Genomic DNA, 17,578 nt, shown 5'->3' on the forward strand with positions numbered 1-17,578 from the left:
ATCAACCCGTTCGATCACGGCGCGCTGCACACCGATATGTGGAAGACCGAAGGTCTGAAGCAGGCGCTCGACAAGTATGGCTTTGACGCGGCCTTCGGCGGCGCGCGGCGCGATGAGGAAAAGAGCCGCGCCAAGGAGCGCATCTTCAGCTTCCGCACCGCCAGCCACGGCTGGGATCCCAAGAACCAGCGCCCCGAACTGTGGAACCTGTACAACGCCCGCAAGAACAAGGGCGAATCCATCCGCGTGTTCCCGATCAGCAATTGGACCGAGCTGGACATCTGGCAGTACATCCACCTCAACAACGTCCCGATCGTGCCGCTCTATTTTGCCGACGTGCGCCCCACGGTGATCCGCGATGGCATGATGCTGATGGTCGATGACGAACGCTTCCCGCTTCAGCCGGGTGAAGAGCCGGTGATGCGCTCGATCCGCTTCCGCACGCTGGGCTGCTACCCGCTGACCGGCGCGGTGGAGAGCACCGCCAAGACGCTGCCGGAAGTCATTCAGGAAACCCTGCTCACCACCACCAGTGAACGCCAGGGCCGCGCGATTGACAAGGACGCGGGCGGCGCGGGCATGGAAGTGAAGAAGCAGCAGGGATATTTTTGACCCGCAACGGAATGCGCAGCGTTCCGAAGGGTCAACCCCGGACTTGATCCGGGGTCAGGCTGCCTTTGGAGCAACAGAAAAGCCCAGCCCCGTGTCAAGCACGGGGCGACGAGGATAAAGACGATGGTCAACAGCGAAGCCCCAACCGATCCCATCTACGTCACCGAAGCGCTGATCGCCGAGGACATCGACGCCTATCTTGACCAGCACCAGCACAAGACCATGCTGCGTTTCATCACCTGCGGGTCGGTGGACGATGGCAAGTCCACGCTGATCGGCCGCCTTCTCTATGATTCGAAGATGATCTTCGAAGATCAGCTCGCCGCGCTGGAAAGCGACAGCAAGAAGGTGGGCACGCAGGGGCAGGAGATTGATTTCGCGCTGCTGGTCGATGGCCTTGCCGCAGAACGCGAACAGGGCATCACCATCGATGTCGCCTATCGCTTTTTCAACACCGAAAAGCGCAAGTTCATCGTGGCCGATTGCCCCGGTCACGAACAGTACACCCGCAACATGGTGACCGGCGCTTCGACCGCCGACCTTGCAGTGATCCTGATCGATGCGCGCAAGGGCGTGCTGGTGCAGACGCGCCGCCACTCGTACTTGTGCCACCTTATCGGCATTCGCAACATCGTGCTGGCCGTCAACAAGATGGACCTTGTCGACTACGATCAGGCAACCTTCGATGCCATCGTCAAGGACTATGCGGAATTCGCCAAGTCCATCGGCATTGAAAGCTTCACCGCGCTGCCGATTTCGGGCTTCAAGGGCGACAATATCACCACGCGTTCGGCCAACACGCCGTGGTATTCCGGCCCAACGCTCATCGACCACCTCGAAACCGTCGAAGTACTCTCCGCACTCGATGCCGACAAACCGTTCCGTATGCCGGTGCAATGGGTCAACCGCCCCAACCTCGATTTCCGCGGCTTCTCGGGCCTCATCGCCACTGGCAGCGTCAAGCCGGGCGACGAAATCCGCGTGCTGCCTTCGGGAAAGACCAGCAAGGTCACGCGCGTCGTTACGCTCGATGGCGATCTGGATCAGGCGGTTGCAGGCCAGTCGGTCACGCTGTGTCTGGCCGATGAAGTCGATTGCTCGCGCGGCGATGTCATCAGCCTTGCCGACAATCCGCCACAGGCCGCCGACCAGTTCGAAGCGACCGTTGTGTGGCTGAACGACGAAGCAATGGTGCCGGGCCGCGCCTATTGGCTGAAACTGGCCACGCAGACCGTTTCGGCCACCGTGCAAAGCCCCAAATACGTCGTGAACGTCAACACGATGGAGCATCTGGCGGCCAAGACGCTGGAACTCAATGCCATTGGCGTGGCCGAACTGGCCACCGACAAGTCCGTGGTGTTCGAAGCCTATACCGATGGCCGCACACTGGGCGGGTTCGTGCTGGTGGACAAGATCACCAACGCCACCGTTGCCGCGGGTATGCTCAACTTCTCGCTCCGCCGCGCGCAGAACGTGCACTGGCAGGCGCTCGACGTGAGCCGCGAAGCACACGCCGCGCTCAAGAACCAGCGGCCCAAGGTGCTGTGGTTCACCGGCCTTTCGGGTTCGGGCAAATCGACCATCGCTAACCTGGTGGAAAAGAAGCTGCACGCGCTGGGCAAGCACACCTTCCTGCTTGATGGCGACAACGTGCGCCATGGCCTCAACAAGGACCTTGGCTTTACCGAGGCGGACCGCATCGAAAACATCCGCCGCGTGGGCGAAGTGGCGCGCCTGATGACAGACGCCGGCCTGATCGTGCTCACCGCCTTCATCAGCCCGTTCCGTGCCGAACGCGACATGGTGCGCGGCCTGATGGCAGATGGCGAATTCATGGAAGTGTTCATCGACACCCCGCTGGAAGTGGCCGAAAGCCGTGACGTGAAGGGCCTCTACAAGAAGGCGCGTTCGGGCGAGCTGAAGAACTTCACCGGCATCGACAGCCCCTATGAAGCGCCGGAAAACCCGCAGCTTCGCGTCGATACCACTACGGAATCGCCGGAAGACGCTGCCGAACGCATCGTCGCCATGCTGGTCGGATAAGGAACACCCCCCATGACCGACGCAACCACGATGACCGACGCCGCGCTGGCCGCGCATCTTGCCGAAGTGGCAGGCAAGCTGCTGCTGACCGTGCGCGACAGCGGAATGCTGAGCCTCAAGAAGCTCGGCAAGGCGGGCGATGCCACCGCCAACCAGTTCCTTGTCCACGCCCTGCTGGAACAGCGCCCCGATGACGGGCTGCTGTCCGAAGAGGAAAAGGACAACCTTGACCGGCTCAACTTTGCGCGCACGTGGATTGTCGATCCGGTGGACGGCACGCGCGAATATGGCGAAGCCCGCGCGGATTGGGCCGTGCATGTCGGCCTCGCCATTGATGGCGTAGCCAGCATTGGCGCGGTCGCGCTTCCCGGTGCCAATGCTGGGGCAGGCATTGTCCTGCGCACCGATCAGCCGCGTGAAGTGCCCCCTGCCCCCGCAACGCTGCGCATGGTCGTCAGCCGCACCCGCCCCGCGCACGAGGCGGTTTCCGTGGCCGAAGCGATTGGCGCAGAACTGGTGCCGATGGGCAGCGCCGGGGCAAAGGCCATGGCGGTGATCCTTGGCGATGCCGACATCTATCTGCATTCGGGTGGCCAGTTCGAATGGGATTCCTGCGCGCCGGTCGCCGTGGCACTGGCCCACGGCCTGCACTGCAGCCGCATCGACGGCAGCCCGCTGGTCTACAACCAGGCCGATACCTACATGCCCGATCTGCTGATCTGCCGCACCGAACACGCGCAGATGGTGCTGGAAGAGATCCGCAAGGTTAAGCCGAAGGCATAAATTCCAGAACTGTTTCCCCGGGGAAACACCCAGCGCCTTGACGCCCTCTTGACGCCTGCATTCCCATATGGGAGCAGGCGCCATGGCCTTTACGCCCGCTGACCAGCGCGAGCTGTACCTGCCCCTGATCGAGGGCATTCACGAAACGCCACCGTTCGGCCTGTTCATGCGCAATCTTGTCGCGCGGACAGGCGCACGGCGCGCCTTCCTGATCCTGACACTGGCCAATGCCGCCCCGGAACAGGAGCCGGTGGTTATTCCGGTCAGCGCGCCACGCGCTGCACAGGAACCGCCGCTTGATTTTCGCAGGCTGGCCGCGCTGGGCCTGCACCAGCACCGCGCCCTACGGCCGGGGCGGGTCTATGCGCTTGACGAGATGCTGGACTACGATGATCCGGCGCAACTGGCGCGGCAGCGCGATGCTCTGGAAGACATGGGCATCCGCCACGCCCGCTGGCTGCGCGTCAGCGCGGGCGGAGCGGCTGACGCATGGCTGGTGCTGGTGCGATTGCGTGAGGATTTCTCGGCCAGCGCCGTCTCGCTGCTGTCTGACATTGCGCCGCATCTGGCCTCGGCCCTGCGCACATTGGTGGCGCTGATCGGGCAACGGTTGCAAACCGGGCTGGCGCAATCCGCGCTCGAACGGCTGGGGATCGGCCAGATCGCCCTTGATGCCGAAGGCCGCGTCATGGCCGCCGACGCACTGGCCGAAAGCGTGTTGACGTTCCTGCCCGAACCAAGCCAGCGCGCAGGGCGACGGCTGCAACTTCTGCCCGACGTGGAGCGCCAGTTGGAAAACGCCTGCGCCACGCTGGCAGCGGGCAACGGTCCGCCGGTCTGTGTGCTGCCCGTCGACCCGCGCCGCCACATCAATCTGCTGCTGCGTCGTGCCGACTTGCGCCTTGATGATCCGGCAGCGCTGCCTGCCGTAGTGGGACTGCTGCGGCTTGACCGACGAGAGGACCATGCCGCCGGAGCCAGCACGTTGCAGGCATTGCACGGCCTTTCCGCGCAGGAAGCCGCGCTGGCCCACGCCCTTTCGCGCGGGGAACCACTGGTCGAAGCCGGGCTTGCGCTGGGCCTCACTGCCGAAACCGCGCGCAATTATTCCAAGCGCATCTACAGCAAGACCGGCACGAGCGGGCAGGCCGATCTAGTGCGTCTGGTGTTCAGCGGCCTCGCGCCGTTTTCATGAATGTGCCATTCCCGAATTGTCAGGTCTCGCTTCAGGCGGATTGTCCCCATATGCCGCAACATGACCCGACATCGTAAAGGCGTTAACACATGAGCCGATCGCCCTACCGCAAGGTGCCATCGGCGCGCCTTTCCCGCCTCGCTGCGTTCGGCCAGCTTGCGGGCGGCGTGGCAAGCGGTGTTTTGGCCGAAGGTGCGCGGCGCCTGGCGCGGGGTGAAGCGCCAAAGCTTTCGGACCTGCTGCTGACCCCCGGCAACGCGGTGCGCGTGGCCGATCAGCTATCACGGCTGCGCGGGGCGGCGATGAAGCTGGGGCAGATGATTTCGCTCGATGCCGGAGACATGCTCCCGCGTGAGCTGACCGACATTCTTTCGCGGTTGCGCGACAATGCCCACTTCATGCCGCCTGCACAGCTTGAGCGCGTGCTCGCCGCCGAATGGGGCATGGGCTGGCGCAAGCAGTTTCGCAGCTTTCAGGCGCAACCCATCGCCGCCGCTTCCATCGGCCAAGTCCACCGCGCAGTCCTGCCCGATGGCCGGGTGCTGGCGATCAAGGTGCAATATCCGGGCATTGCCAAGAGCATCGATGCCGATGTCGACAATGTGGCGAGCCTGCTGCGCATGACCAGCCTGATGCCCGCCAGTCTGGACATCACGCCGCTGCTGGCAGAAGCCAAGCGCCAGTTGCACGAAGAGGCTGATTATGCACGCGAGGCGGATATGATGCGCCGCTATCATGCGCTGCTGGCAGACGATCCCACTTTCCTTGTGCCGCAGCCGCACGATCCACTGTGCGGGCGCAATGTGCTGGCGATGGACTTTATCGAGGCGCGACCCATAGAATTGCTCGCCAGTGCGCCGCAGGATGTGCGTGACCGGGCAATGGGCGCGCTGCTGGACCTCGCCTTGCGTGAATTGTTCGACTTCGGCTTCATGCAGACCGATCCGAACTTCGCCAATTTTCGCTGGCAGCCCGATGAACAGCGCATTGTCCTGCTCGATTTCGGCGCGGCAAGGCCGGTTCCGCAAGCCACGGCGGAGGCCTATCGCGGGTTGATGCGTGCAGGTCTGGCTGAGGAGCGAGCGGCCTTGCGCGCCGCGTTGCTGGATGTCGGCTTCGTCTCACCCAACCAGTTGGACCGGCACGGCGCAGCAATGGACCGTGCCATTGACGTTCTGATCGCCCACATCGGCCGCCCCGGCCTGTTCGATTTTGCCGACCGTTCGTTTGTTGAGCGCGTGCGTGCCGAGGCTGAGGTTATCGCGGCGGATCGCGCCAGTTGGCACATTCCTCCGGTCGATACACTGTTCGTGCAGCGCAAAGTCAGCGGCACCGCCCTGCTGGCGATCCGTATGAAAGCGCGCTTGCCCTTGCGTGAAATGGTGGCAGACGCCATTGGAGAGTCACTACCCACAGCAACATCAACATCATGATGTGATTCATGTTGACCTTCGCCATCAGGATGTGCGACACAAATCGGCATGGCACAGGACATTGTAGAGCGCGCGCGCAAACTCATCGAAGACCGCATCATCTCACGGGCAGCCCTTGCCCGCGCGGCGGGGCTTCATCCCAACACACTGCGCGATGCGCTGCTGCCCGAATGGAACCCCACGGTCGATACGCTGAACAAGCTGGCCCGTGCGATGGACGACAGCGACGACGATGATTTCGCGCTGGCTTCGGTTGAGGAAATCATCGCCGAAGTGCGCAATGGCCGCATGGTTATTCTGGTGGACGATGAAGACCGCGAGAACGAAGGCGATCTGGTGATACCGGCGCAAATGGCAACGCCTGAATCGATCAACTTCATGGCGACGCACGGGCGCGGCCTGATCTGCCTGTGTCTGACGGGTGAACGCGCGGGCCAGCTTGGTCTCGAACTGATGAGCCGCAACAACGGCACGCGCCACGGCACCGCCTTCACCGTATCAATCGAGGCGCGCGATGGCGTGGACACCGGCATTTCGGCCGCAGACCGCGCGCGCACTGTGGCCGTGGCAGTTGATGCGAACAAGACCAAGGACGATATCGTTACCCCCGGCCACGTGTTCCCGCTGATTGCCCGCGATGGCGGCGTGCTGGTTCGCGCAGGCCACACCGAAGCTGCGGTCGATCTGCCGCGCCTTGCAGGCCTCAACCCATCGGGCGTGATCTGCGAGATCATGAACGACGATGGCACGATGGCACGCCTCAACGATCTGATCCCCTTTGCGCGCAAGCACGGGCTGAAGATCGGCACGATCCGCGATCTGATCGCCTATCGCCGCCGCAACGATCATCTGGTCGAATGCGTCAACCAGGCGCCGTTCCACACCGATTACGGCGGCGACTGGACGATCAAGACCTATCGCAACAAGATCGATGGTTCGGTCCACCTCGTGCTGCAGCAAGGGCCGATTCTGCCGGGCAAGCCTACGCTGGTGCGTATGCATTCGATCTCTGTCCTGTCAGACGTGCTGGGCCAGCCCGGCCCGCGCAAGCGCATCCTGCAACGCGCGATGTCTGCCATTGGCGAGGCTGGTGCAGGCGTGATCGTACTGCTGATGCCGACCGAGCCCGATCAGTTGCTGCGCGAAGTGAGCGGCACGGCGGGGCACGACATGGAACTGCGCAGCTATGGCATTGGTGCGCAGATTCTGGCCGACCTTGGCATTCACGACATGGTACTGCTCACCAATTCGCATCACAACCTTGTCGCGCTCGAAGGCTATGGCCTGAACATCGTGGGCGAACAGGCGATCCCGGAGGCCTGAGGCAAAGGCCGGTCAGACCGCCGCGCTGGCGGCCATGACGGGCCTGCCATCTGCGGCAAAAGCGGCCAGTTCAATTTCTGCGCCGCTCCCGCGCATGGCCAGATGCAGCGGCTCGCCGCAGATGGCGGGAGACAGACCGCGAAAGGCAAAGCTTTTCAGCGCATTGGTGCCGAGTTCCGCCTGCGCCAGATCGAGCAGCAGCGTTGCCGTCAGCGGTCCGTGGACCACCAGCCCGCGATAGCCTTCCTCGCTTTGCGCATAGGGCAGATCGTAGTGAATACGGTGGCTGTTGAACGTCAGCGCGGAGAAGCGGAACAGCTGCGGTTCGGCAGGCACAACCATTCGGTGAGCAGTCCACGGTGCAGGATCGAACCGCCCCTCCCCCAGCGCGGGCGGCACGCACGCTGAGCCAGCGGTCGCGGCATCACGGTAGACCACGGTCTGCATCTCGCGCACAGCCAGCGCGTCATCGCACAGCGTTTCGTGCGCGATGTCCACGAAGACCAGCGTGCCACTGCCACCATGCTTTTCGGTGATCGTAGAGACGGTCGACCTGCGCTCAATCGCGGCACCCATGCGCAGCGGTTTCAGAAACTCCACCTCGCTTGAGGCCCACATGCGGCGGGGCAAAGGCATCGGAGGCAGGAAGCTGCCGGGGCTTTCATCGCGCAGCGGATGGCCATCTGCGCCAAGCCGCGCGGTGGGGGCATCGGGCAGGCACAGGCACCAGTGCAACCCTTGCGGCACCGCCTCGTTTGACAAAGGCACGCGATCCAGCGTGGCCAGCCAGCGCGTGACCAGCCCTGCGTCCACCCGATCAGCGCGCCGCTCGCAGCGCCCGATCCACTGGTCCCACTCACCCATCAGTTGCGCCCTTCCAGCAACCCGCGCGCGATCACTTGGGCCTGAATTTCTGCCGCGCCTTCAAAAATGTTGAGGATGCGCGCATCGCACAGCACCCGGCTGATTTCGTATTCCAGCGCATAGCCGTTTCCGCCGTGGATCTGCAGCGCGCAATCGGCGTTGGACCACGCACAGCGCGCCGCCAGCAGCTTGGCCATGCCTGCCTCTATGTCGCAGCGCTTGCCCAGATCCTTGGCGCGGGCCGCAGCATAAGTCAGTTCGCGGGCCAGCACCATGTCGGCCAAGCTCATTGCCAGCTTGTCGGCCACGCGCGGGAAGTGGACGATGGCCTTGCCAAACTGTTTGCGGCCCAGCGCATAGTCCAGCCCCAGTTCCAGCGCGCGGCGCGCCACGCCCACCGCGCGGGCAGCGGTCTGGATGCGCGCGCCTTCGAATGTGCGCATCAGTTGCTTGAAGCCCTGCCCTTCCTCACCGCCCAGCAGGGCATCGGCGGGCGCGCGCATGGCATCGAACTGCAGCGCATATTCACGCATCCCGCGGTACCCCAGCACTGCGATCTCGCTTCCGCTCATCCCCTCGGCGGGGAACGGCTCTGCTTCCGTCCCGCGCGGCTTGGGCACCAGAAGCATCGAAAGGCCGGCATAGCCCTTTGCATCGGGGAGCGTGCGCGCCAGCAGCGTCATCAAGTCGGACCGGGCGGCATGGGTGATCCACGTCTTGGCGCCATCAATCACCCAGCCATCGCCATCCCATCGCGCTCGCGTTTGCAGCGATCCAAGGTCCGACCCGGTGTCAGGCTCGGTAAAGACGGCGGTCGGCAGCACTTCGCCGCTGGCAATGCGTGGCAGCCAGTGGGCCTTTTGCGCCTCAGTCCCGCCCAGCACGATCAGTTCGCCCGCGATTTCCGAACGGGTGCCCAATGACCCCGCGCCGATCCACCCGCGCGACAGTTCTTCTGTCACCACGCACATCACCAGCTTGCCAAGGCCGAGCCCACCGAATGCTTCGGGAATGCACACGCCGAAAGTGCCCAGTGCGGCCATGGCTTCAACCGTGGCATCGGGGATAAGGTCATTGGCCAGATGCCACTTGTGCGCATGAGGCAGAATTTCCGCATCGGTGAAGCGGCGGAACTGGTCGCGGATCGTGTCGAGGTCTGTGTCGCCCAAAGCATCGGTCGGCCATTGCCCCGCAGCCAGCGCACCGGCCACCCGTGCCCTTGTGGCGACGTGATCTGCATCGAGCAACTCGGCGCAAGCCTCAGCCAGAGCGCGCGCTTCTGCTCCAAGGCCGAGGTCTGCGGGCCGGAACAGCTCATTCTGCCCCATCGGCAGCCCGCCTACCAACTGCGCCAGCGTTTCGGCAAAGGCCAACTGCACCACATCGACGTCCAGCGCGCTGGTAGATCGGGCCTGCCAATCGGCCATCGCCTCCAGCGCGGCCACGCTCGTCGCCACCCAGGCAAAGCCATGCGCGGCCCGCTGGTGCGCATCGATCTGCGCGCCAGCCAGCCTCTGCTTCAGCGCATGATGCGCTGTCGCCTGATAGACCCGCGCTGCCTCAAGCTGCCTTCCGAACATCCAGTCTCCAATTGTTTGGCATCACAATTATTGGGATTGCCGAACATAAGCACTGCTATTATCGCCACGGCATGAGAGTCAATGTGGCCTTCTTGTCATCTGACGTCGGACGCCTGTTCCGCAAGCGTTTCGCTGCCGCCGCGCGCCCGTTTGGCGTGACCGGCGCACAGTGGCGTATGCTTGCCCTGATCCAGCGCGACCCGGGGATCAATCAGGGCGTCGTGGCCGGGTGGCTGGAAGTGGAGCCGATAACGGCGGGCCGGATGATTGACCGGCTTGAAAAACTCGATCTGGTTGAACGGCGCCACGATCCGGCAGACCGGCGGCAATGGCGCCTCCATCTGACCGCCAAAGGTGCCGATCTGATGCAGCAGATGTCGGGCTGCGCCCAAGCGGTCATCGCCGATTCCGTGTCCGGGTTTTCGGATGATGAGCACGCACAGCTTGTCAATCTGCTGGACCGGATGCGCACGAACCTTTCTGAAGACCCCGTTCTGGAAGCAAACAATGGCTGAAGCCGATCCATTTCCGCCCGCAGAGGCCAGCTCTGACCAAATTGGGTCCAGCGATAGAGACGCCGCTCCCAAATCGCGCCGCTCCCGCACGGTGCTGATGATCCTTGGTCCGCTGCTCGCACTGGGCGGAGGGTTGTGGTACTGGTTCGGGCAGCCAGGCGTGGTTGAAACCGACAATGCCTATATCAAGCAGGACATCGTATCAGTGGCAGGCGAAGTCAGCGGACTGATCACATCGGTCAATGTCCGCGAAAGCCAGCATGTGAAGGCTGGCGACGTGCTGTTCACCATCGATCCATCCACCTTCAACGCCACGATCCGACAGGCTGACGCCCAGATTGCGACCGCGCAGGCACGCGTGACCGCGCTGGCAGCAGATGTGGCGGCAAAGGCAGCCGACGTGGCAGCGGCCAAGGACGACCTTGCCCTGGCCGAGGCCAATTACAGCCGCGAGAAAGCGCTGATGGACAAGGGTTTCAACACCCGCGCCCGTATGGATGCGGCAGGCCATGCGGTGGCCGTGGCGCGTGACCGGATCGTGGCGATAGAGGCCAGCGTGGCACAGGCCCGCGCCGAACTGGCCAGCGGCGCACAAGTGCCCGGCGTCAACCCGGCGATTGCCGCCGCGCAGGCAAACCGCGCCAAGGCTTCGCTCGATGTCGACCGCACGGTTGTGCGCGCGCCCGCCGATGGTGTGGTTACACAGATAACGCGTCTGCAAGTGGGACAAATGGTGTTTCCCGGCGCACCGCTGGTGTCCATCGTGCGCGATGGCAGCGCGCGGGTGGAAGCCAATTTCAAGGAAACCGATCTCAACCATATGCGCCCCGGCCAACGGGCAGAAATCGAAATCGATGCCTATCCGGGCATGAAGCTGAAAGGCCATGTGGAATCGATTGGCGCAGGCACGGGATCGGAATTTTCGATGCTGCCAGCGCAAAATGCCACCGGCAACTGGGTGAAGGTCATCCAGCGCGTGCCCGTGCGCATCGCCATCGATGAAAAGTCGCAACGCCCGCTGATTTCCGGGCTGAGTTCCGACGTAACGGTTCATGTCGGCAAATAGCATGGCCAACAGCGCAGCCGAAGCGGCGGACACACCGCCGATCGTTTCGCGCAACCGCACCTTGATGCTGATCGGCACGATGGCTGCGATGGTCATGTACACGCTCGATACCACCATTGCTAACGTGGCGCTGCCGCATATGACCGCATCGCTCAGCGCCACGCAGGACACGATCACCTGGGTGCTGACGAGCTATGTGCTGGCATCGGCCGTGGCCCTGCCCTTGGCAGGCTGGCTGGTGGACCGGCTGGGCATTCGCATGATGATGCTGGCATCGGTGCTGCTGTTCACCATCGCATCGATGCTGTGCGGCATCGCGCAGAGCCTGGAACAGATGGTCCTGTTTCGCGTGCTGCAAGGGCTGGCCGGGGCGTTCCTTTCGCCGCTGGCGCAGACGGTGACGCTCGATTCCAGCACCGCGGCAGAGCGTCCACGGATGATGGGCATCTATACCCAAGGGGTGATGCTGGGGCCGATTACCGGGCCGATCATTGGCGGCTATCTGACCGACAATTTCAGCTGGCGCTGGGTATTCTATGTGAACTTGCCGGTAGGGCTGCTGTGCTTTGCCCTGCTGTTCCTCTATCTGCCCCGCACCCCGACGCGTGCGCGCAAGGTGGACCTGACCGGCTGGTTTCTGGTGGCGATTACGGTATCGGCGGTCCAGCTCATCCTTGATCGCGGGCTGACTTTGGACTGGTTCGCCTCGGCAGAAATCGTGACCTATGCCGTGCTGGCGCTATCGGCGGGCTGGCTGGCGGCGTTCCATCTTTCCGGTGCCAGACAGCCGCTGTTCCCCACTGCCATGTTCCGGGATCGCAATTTTACGGTGGGGCTGGCCTTCATGTTCCTGATCGGGCTGGTCATGATGTCTGTCATGGCGCTGCTTCCGGGGCTGCTGCAGCAGATCTATGGATATACGCCGATGCAGGCGGGCATGTTGCTGGCGCCGCGCGGTATCGGGATGCTTGCGTCGATCATGCTCTTTGGCCGCTACATGGCAAAGATGGATCCGCGCCTGCTGCTGGCATTCGGCCTGCTGCTGATGGCTGCGTCCATGTGGATGATGACGGGCTGGTCGATAGAAATGCCGCATGGGCCGATCATTGCGGCCGGGCTTTTGCAGGGGCTGGGCCTCAGCTTCACGTTCATGCCGATGAACCTCATATCGTTTGCCACCTTGCCCGCGCAGTATCGCACCGACGCTTCCAGCCTGGCCAACCTGATGCGCAATCTTGGCTCATCCATCGGCATTTCGGCGGCTTCGGTGGAACTCGCCCGCAACATCCAGATCAACCACGCCGAACTGGGTGCGCATATCACGCGGACCATTGCACCATTCAATCTTGACCAGATCACCGCCTATGGTGACGCGGGAGAGGTGGGCCTGCGCATCATCGATGGCATGGTGAACCAGCAGGCGGCGATGATCGCCTATATCAACGATTTCTATGCGATGGCGGTGGCCTGCCTTGCCGCCATACCGCTGCTGTTCCTTGTCCGCACGGCCAAACGCGCACCCTGATTCCTGCCAGCCTGAATTCTGGACAAAAAAAGGGGGCCGGCTTGCGCTGGCCCCCTTGGAAAGTTTGGGAGAGGATGCCTGAAAGGCAGGGTCTTTATCCCTTATGGTAGCGATAACGGCAAGTGCGAACGGCGCATCTTCAATTGCATTTCATGCAACTGAGGCGCGCTTCGCTGCCAGCACGGTGTTGCTCAAGAGGCAGGCAATGGTCATTGGCCCCACCCCGCCCGGCACCGGCGTAACCGCCTTGGCGTGATCGAGTTCGTGCGTGGCGCAATCGCCCACGATGCGGGTCTTGCCGTCAAAATCGGTCACGCGGCTGATGCCCACGTCGATCACCACAGCGCCGGGCTTTACCCAGTATCCGCGCACCAGATGCGGCGCGCCCGCAGCCGCCACGATCACATCGGCCTTGCGCGCCACATCGGGCAGATCGCGCGTTTCGATATGCGTGACGGTCACCGTCGCCTCGCGCTCCAGCAGCAGCATCGAAACCGGTTTGCCCACGATGTTCGATTTGCCGATCACCACCACGTTCAGCCCGCGATAATCGTCGATCACGCTGTCGAGCAACAGCATCACCCCCAGCGGCGTGCACGGCACCAGCCCGCCCGTTCCGGTAGAAAGACGCCCGACATTGACCGGGTGAAACCCGTCCACGTCCTTGCCCGGATCAATCCGGTCCAGCACCAGCGCCGCGTCGATATGCTTGGGCAGCGGCAATTGCACCAGAATGCCGTGGACCGCAGCATCAGCGTTGAGCGTATCGATCAGCGCCAGCACATCGCCCTGCGGCGTATCGGCGGGCAGCCGATGCTCTATCGATTGAATACCCGCCTTGCGGCACTGCGAAATCTTGCGCCCGACATAGACCTCGCTCGCCGGATCGTTGCCGACGAGAATCACCGCCAGCCCCGGCGCGGTTGCGCCCGATGCAACCATCTCTGCCACATCTGCGGCGGTACGCTCCAGCACTTGCGCGGCCAGCGCCTTGCCGTCGATAATCTGAGCCATTGCCTTACCTCACCCTCTCAAAGTGAGGGATATTGTATGTGTTGCATACAAATTTATCAACCAGCGTTTTGCGACGCCAAAGCTTCGGGCACCACTTCGGCCAGCACATGGGCGAATGCGCGCGCATTGAGGTCCTGCGCTTTCGCCTCGCTCTCCGCCTCGGTATAACAGCGCAGTTCGGGCGCGTTGCCCGATGGGCGGAAGTGGATCACCGCACCGTCGGCAAAGCTCATGCGGTATCCGTCGGTCGTGTCGATCCCGGTCGGGAAGCCCGCAATCTCGCCAAACAGCCGCGCGATCCGCGCCAGTTGCTCGTCCTCCGGCCCGCTGGAAAGCAGGGCAATCAGTGCCGCGCTGTGGGCCTGCGGGAAGTCTGCCACGCGGTCGCTATATGTAAAGCGCGGCGGCAGGTCCGCCACCACATCAGCAATTGGCCGCTCCCGTGCGGCCTGTACCACCGCCACTATAGGCAGCAGGGCATCGCGCGTCGGCAGCGCGGCCAGCGCCCCCACATCGGACCCCAGCAGGAACCCGCCATTGGCCTCATACCCGCACACGCAAGCCGCCGGATCAGCCTTGGCCGCGTCCATCATCGCCGCAATCACATAGGGCGACCCGATCCGCGTGCGCACGACCGTGGGCACCGCCCCGCTCAGTTCCAGCACGGAGTTGGAACTGACCGGCGTGACCGCCACATCCGCGCCTACCGCCCGCGCGCAGAGCAGGCCCACCACATCGCCGCGCAGCCACACGCCCCGCGCATCGGCCACCAGGGGCCGGTCCGAATCCCCATCGGTGGAAATGACCGCATCGACCGCGTTCTCCGCCGCCCACGCCGCCGCCAAGACAATGTCCTCGGCCCGGATCGCTTCGGTATCCACCGGCACGAACACCGTCTCACGCCCGAACGGCACCGCCGTGCCGCCCAGCGCTTCCACCGCCTGCACCAGCACGTCGCGGCCCACGGCGGTGTGCTGATAAACCCCGATGGTCAGCCCGGCCAAGGCATCTGCCCCGAAGTGCTGGACATAGCGTTCGACATAGGCGGGCACCACGTCGGTCACTTCCGGCAGCGCAACCGGCACCAGCAGGTTGTCATCATTGCCGAACTTTGCCGGATCGGTTGCCACACGCTGCGACACGATCCCCGCCTCGTCGCTTTTCAGCACTTCGCCATGCGGACGATAGAACTTGATGCCGTTCCGGTCCGCCGGAATGTGGCTGCCGGTGACCATGATCGAGGGCATTGCCGTGCCCCCCCCTTTTCCAGACATCGCATAAAGCGCCAGCGCAGGCGTCGGCACCATGCCGCAATAAACCACCTCACCCCCGCAATCGCGCACCGCCGTGGCGCAGGCGGCGATGATGCGCGGGGTGCTTGTCCGCAAATCCCCCGCAATCGCCACGCGCCCGCCATCGGCAAATTCCCCGATCTGGCGCAGATACTGGAGGAACGCGGTGGCGTAGGCGTGGCACAGTTTGTCAGTCATCGCGCTGGCAAGGCCGCGCACGCCGCTGGTGCCAAAGGGCACACCGCTGGTGGCCATCAGTTCGGATACAGTCACGCCACTGTGCTGAAGGTTATCATGCATTTCAGAGAGTTCCAATCAACCTGTAGTCCACGCCCGTTCGCACTTGCCAAATGTTGGGCGCGCGCCACCCGAATACAACGCCCGGCCACCCGCATTGCTCCCGATAGCGGCCGTAACACACGTATTTGTGCCAATCCCACCTTGTGGCATACTCTACGCTCCAGCAAAAAAAGTTCACACGCGGTTGCCACAAAGACACCGAAGGCTCACCATTTATGCTGCAACTGCGAAATATGGAATTGCAATAAACGATGGCTTCTCCGAATGCCGATTTCAACCCATCACAACTCCACAACGCACCGCGATTCCGCGACTTTCTGCGTTGGGCACGGCAAGTGCTTGGTCCCGATGCAGGCTTTGTGCGGCTCGCGCTGCTCTATGGCGTCGCCATCTCGCTGCTGTCGCTCGCCACGCCGATCTCTGTGCAATTGCTGATCAATTCCGTAGCCAATACAGCCCTGCCCGCCCCGCTGCTGACGCTGGCGGCGATTCTTCTTTCGTTGCTGTTGCTGTCGGGCATACTCATGGCCTTTCGGGTCCATCTGCTCGCCATGTTCGAGAGGCGCTTCTACGCCCGGCTGGTGGGTGAAATCACGCTGCGCGCAGTCCACGCGCAGAACCCGTTCTTCATCGATTCGCGGCGCGGAGATCTGTTCAACCGCTTCTTTGACATGGGGCTTGTCCAAAAGTCGCTCACCAGCCTGCTGATCGGCGGCTTTACGATCGTGCTGCAAAGCCTGGTCGGGCTGCTGGTGACGAGTTTTTACCACCCGTTCTTCCTTGCCTTCAATCTGGTGCTGGCGTTCACCGTGGTGCTGATATGGCGAGTCTGGGCCAATTCCTCCATCGCCACCGCCGTCGTCAAAAGCCATGCGAAGCACGCCACGGCCCACTGGCTGGGCACGGTCGGCAATTCCAACGGTGTCTACAAATCAAGCCGCCACATGACATATGCGATTGAACGGTCAGAAGATGTCACCGCAACTTATGTCGCCGCGCATCGCCGCCATTTCCGCGCCACCTTTGGGCAGACCATCGCGCTGCTGCTACTCTATGCCTTTGCCAGCGCGGGCCTTTTGGCGATGGGTGGCTGGCTGATCCTGCAGGGCGAACTGTCGATCGGCCAACTCGTCGCCGCCGAATTGATCCTGTCTGGCGTGTTCTATGGCATTGCCCAACTCGGCCACTATCTTGAAGTGTTCTACGATCTGTCCGCCAGCCTTGAAGAACTGCACCTGTTCTGGGAAATCCCGCAGGAAGCCCCGGTAGAGGCCGATGCCCCTTGCCCGCCCGATGGCGCGATCCGCCTGCGCGATGTGCACCACGGTGGGCACCACTTCGATTTTGCTGTTCCTGCCGGCGCGCAAGTGGGCGTGCTGGCCGCGCCGGGCGTGGAACGGTGTCTTGCCACGCTGCTCAAACGCCTGGACGTGCCGCAAAGCGGCTTCGTCTCGGTCGGCGGCGCGGATCTGGGGACGTTCGACATGTACCGCCTGCGGTCCGATGTGATCGTGCTGGACCGGCCCACCATCGTTGAAATGAGCGTGCGTGAATACCTCGGCCTCAGCGCACCCGGCCGCCCCGAAGCGATGATCGAAGCGCTGGAACTCGTCGGGCTGGACCGCCGCATCGGGGCGCTGGATGGCGGGCTTGATGCCATCCTTTCCGGTTCAGGCTGGCCGCTTTCGGTGGGTGAAACGATGACGCTGAAGCTGGCTGCCGCCACGCTCGCCCGCCCGCGCGTGCTGATGCTGTCGCCGCTTTATGACATGATCCCGCCTGCCCGGCTTGATCGCGTGCTGGCCGCATTGCGCGAACACGGCACCACCGTTCTGCAATTCACCGAACGCCCGGAAGGACTGCGACGCGATTCGTGGCTGTGGATCGGCAAGGATGCACAGCAAACTTCCACCGAACTCACCGAAATCCTGCCGCACACCAAGGGGGAGCGTTGAGCCATGGCAATCGGCAACAAGACGCTCGCCAATCGCGCCGGGCACAATGATCTTGGCGCTTTTCACACTTTCACCACG

At 63.2% G+C, this 17,578-nt stretch carries 14 protein-coding genes; 10 read left to right on the top strand and 4 right to left on the bottom strand.

Annotated elements, in window-relative coordinates; translation table 11 throughout:
* The 6 genes from cysD to ribB all read left to right on the top strand — a co-directional run.
* A partial coding sequence (cysD, locus tag B7X90_RS07120) for a sulfate adenylyltransferase subunit CysD (protein ID WP_292623032.1) occupies positions 1-612 on the top strand: 612 nt, incomplete at its 5' end.
* Positions 613-735: 123 nt separating this feature from the next.
* Positions 736-2,655, top strand: coding sequence for a sulfate adenylyltransferase subunit CysN (gene cysN / locus B7X90_RS07125; RefSeq protein WP_292623034.1), 1,920 nt, complete (start codon positions 736-738; stop codon positions 2,653-2,655).
* A gap of 30 nt (positions 2,656-2,685) precedes the next feature.
* Positions 2,686-3,438: a 3'(2'),5'-bisphosphate nucleotidase CysQ gene (locus tag B7X90_RS07130; RefSeq protein ID WP_292623070.1), complete on the top strand. Its 753-nt coding sequence runs from the start codon at positions 2,686-2,688 to the stop codon at positions 3,436-3,438.
* Positions 3,439-3,520: 82 nt separating this feature from the next.
* Complete coding sequence (locus B7X90_RS07135; RefSeq protein ID WP_292623035.1) at positions 3,521-4,633, top strand: LuxR family transcriptional regulator; 1,113 nt, start codon at positions 3,521-3,523, stop codon at positions 4,631-4,633.
* Positions 4,634-4,722: 89 nt separating this feature from the next.
* The gene (locus tag B7X90_RS07140) at positions 4,723-6,066 is read left to right on the top strand and encodes an AarF/ABC1/UbiB kinase family protein (RefSeq protein WP_292623036.1); all 1,344 of its coding nucleotides are present in this window, start codon (positions 4,723-4,725) and stop codon (positions 6,064-6,066) included.
* Positions 6,067-6,114: 48 nt separating this feature from the next.
* The gene (gene ribB / locus B7X90_RS07145) at positions 6,115-7,389 is read left to right on the top strand and encodes a 3,4-dihydroxy-2-butanone-4-phosphate synthase (RefSeq protein ID WP_292623038.1); all 1,275 of its coding nucleotides are present in this window, start codon (positions 6,115-6,117) and stop codon (positions 7,387-7,389) included.
* Positions 7,390-7,401: 12 nt separating this feature from the next.
* Here the strand turns inward: ribB and B7X90_RS07150 are convergent, their stop codons facing one another.
* Positions 7,402-8,253, bottom strand: coding sequence for a MaoC family dehydratase N-terminal domain-containing protein (locus B7X90_RS07150; protein WP_292623040.1), 852 nt, complete (start codon positions 8,251-8,253; stop codon positions 7,402-7,404).
* Positions 8,253-9,833, bottom strand: coding sequence for an acyl-CoA dehydrogenase family protein (locus B7X90_RS07155; RefSeq protein ID WP_292623042.1), 1,581 nt, complete (start codon positions 9,831-9,833; stop codon positions 8,253-8,255). The genes B7X90_RS07150 and B7X90_RS07155 overlap by 1 nt, the downstream gene beginning before the upstream one ends.
* Before the next feature lie 83 nt (positions 9,834-9,916).
* On the opposite strand from B7X90_RS07155, the gene B7X90_RS07160 reads away from it, so the two are divergent.
* Genes B7X90_RS07160 through B7X90_RS07170 form a run of 3 tightly spaced genes read left to right on the top strand, consistent with a single transcriptional unit; the run spans position 9,917 to position 12,939 of the window.
* Positions 9,917-10,348 carry a MarR family winged helix-turn-helix transcriptional regulator gene (locus B7X90_RS07160; protein WP_292623044.1) on the top strand — a complete coding sequence of 144 codons (432 nt, stop codon included), beginning with the start codon at positions 9,917-9,919 and terminating at the stop codon, positions 10,346-10,348.
* On the top strand, positions 10,341-11,414 hold the full coding sequence (locus B7X90_RS07165) for an HlyD family secretion protein (RefSeq protein WP_292623046.1): 1,074 nt from the start codon (positions 10,341-10,343) through the stop codon (positions 11,412-11,414). Before B7X90_RS07160 ends, B7X90_RS07165 begins: the two co-directional genes overlap by 8 nt.
* A gap of 1 nt (position 11,415) precedes the next feature.
* A complete protein-coding gene (locus B7X90_RS07170; protein WP_292623048.1) occupies positions 11,416-12,939 on the top strand; it encodes a DHA2 family efflux MFS transporter permease subunit in 1,524 nt (507 codons plus the stop codon).
* A gap of 150 nt (positions 12,940-13,089) precedes the next feature.
* Here the strand turns inward: B7X90_RS07170 and folD are convergent, their stop codons facing one another.
* The gene (folD, locus tag B7X90_RS07175; RefSeq protein WP_292623049.1) at positions 13,090-13,953 is read right to left on the bottom strand and encodes a bifunctional methylenetetrahydrofolate dehydrogenase/methenyltetrahydrofolate cyclohydrolase FolD; all 864 of its coding nucleotides are present in this window, start codon (positions 13,951-13,953) and stop codon (positions 13,090-13,092) included.
* 56 nt (positions 13,954-14,009) lie between these two features.
* Positions 14,010-15,545 (bottom strand): phosphomannomutase, encoded by a 1,536-nt coding sequence (locus B7X90_RS07180; protein ID WP_292623051.1) that lies wholly within the window; start codon positions 15,543-15,545, stop codon positions 14,010-14,012.
* A gap of 251 nt (positions 15,546-15,796) precedes the next feature.
* Between B7X90_RS07180 and B7X90_RS07185 the strand changes: the two genes are divergently transcribed.
* Entirely contained in the window at positions 15,797-17,500 is a 1,704-nt protein-coding gene (locus B7X90_RS07185; RefSeq protein ID WP_292623052.1) for an ABC transporter transmembrane domain-containing protein, read from the top strand.
* The last annotated feature ends 78 nt before the right edge of the window (positions 17,501-17,578 follow it).

The organism is Novosphingobium sp. 17-62-19, from assembly GCF_002256775.1.
In the GTDB taxonomy this organism is placed as follows: domain Bacteria; phylum Pseudomonadota; class Alphaproteobacteria; order Sphingomonadales; family Sphingomonadaceae; genus Novosphingobium.

What these genes read in the sequence shown, in the direction of transcription:
- cysN (WP_292623034.1), top strand. Translation starts at nt 736, where the DNA reads ATGGTCAACAGCGAAGCCCCAACCGATCCCATCTACGTCACCGAAGCG.
- B7X90_RS07130 (WP_292623070.1), top strand. Translation starts at nt 2,686, where the DNA reads ATGACCGACGCCGCGCTGGCCGCGCATCTTGCCGAAGTGGCAGGCAAG.
- B7X90_RS07135 (WP_292623035.1), top strand. Translation starts at nt 3,521, where the DNA reads ATGGCCTTTACGCCCGCTGACCAGCGCGAGCTGTACCTGCCCCTGATC.
- B7X90_RS07140 (WP_292623036.1), top strand. Translation starts at nt 4,723, where the DNA reads ATGAGCCGATCGCCCTACCGCAAGGTGCCATCGGCGCGCCTTTCCCGC.
- ribB (WP_292623038.1), top strand. Translation starts at nt 6,115, where the DNA reads ATGGCACAGGACATTGTAGAGCGCGCGCGCAAACTCATCGAAGACCGC.
- B7X90_RS07150 (WP_292623040.1), bottom strand. Translation starts at nt 8,253, where the DNA reads ATGGGTGAGTGGGACCAGTGGATCGGGCGCTGCGAGCGGCGCGCTGAT.
- B7X90_RS07155 (WP_292623042.1), bottom strand. Translation starts at nt 9,833, where the DNA reads ATGTTCGGAAGGCAGCTTGAGGCAGCGCGGGTCTATCAGGCGACAGCG.
- B7X90_RS07165 (WP_292623046.1), top strand. Translation starts at nt 10,341, where the DNA reads ATGGCTGAAGCCGATCCATTTCCGCCCGCAGAGGCCAGCTCTGACCAA.
- B7X90_RS07170 (WP_292623048.1), top strand. Translation starts at nt 11,416, where the DNA reads ATGGCCAACAGCGCAGCCGAAGCGGCGGACACACCGCCGATCGTTTCG.
- folD (WP_292623049.1), bottom strand. Translation starts at nt 13,953, where the DNA reads ATGGCTCAGATTATCGACGGCAAGGCGCTGGCCGCGCAAGTGCTGGAG.
- B7X90_RS07180 (WP_292623051.1), bottom strand. Translation starts at nt 15,545, where the DNA reads ATGCATGATAACCTTCAGCACAGTGGCGTGACTGTATCCGAACTGATG.
- B7X90_RS07185 (WP_292623052.1), top strand. Translation starts at nt 15,797, where the DNA reads ATGGCTTCTCCGAATGCCGATTTCAACCCATCACAACTCCACAACGCA.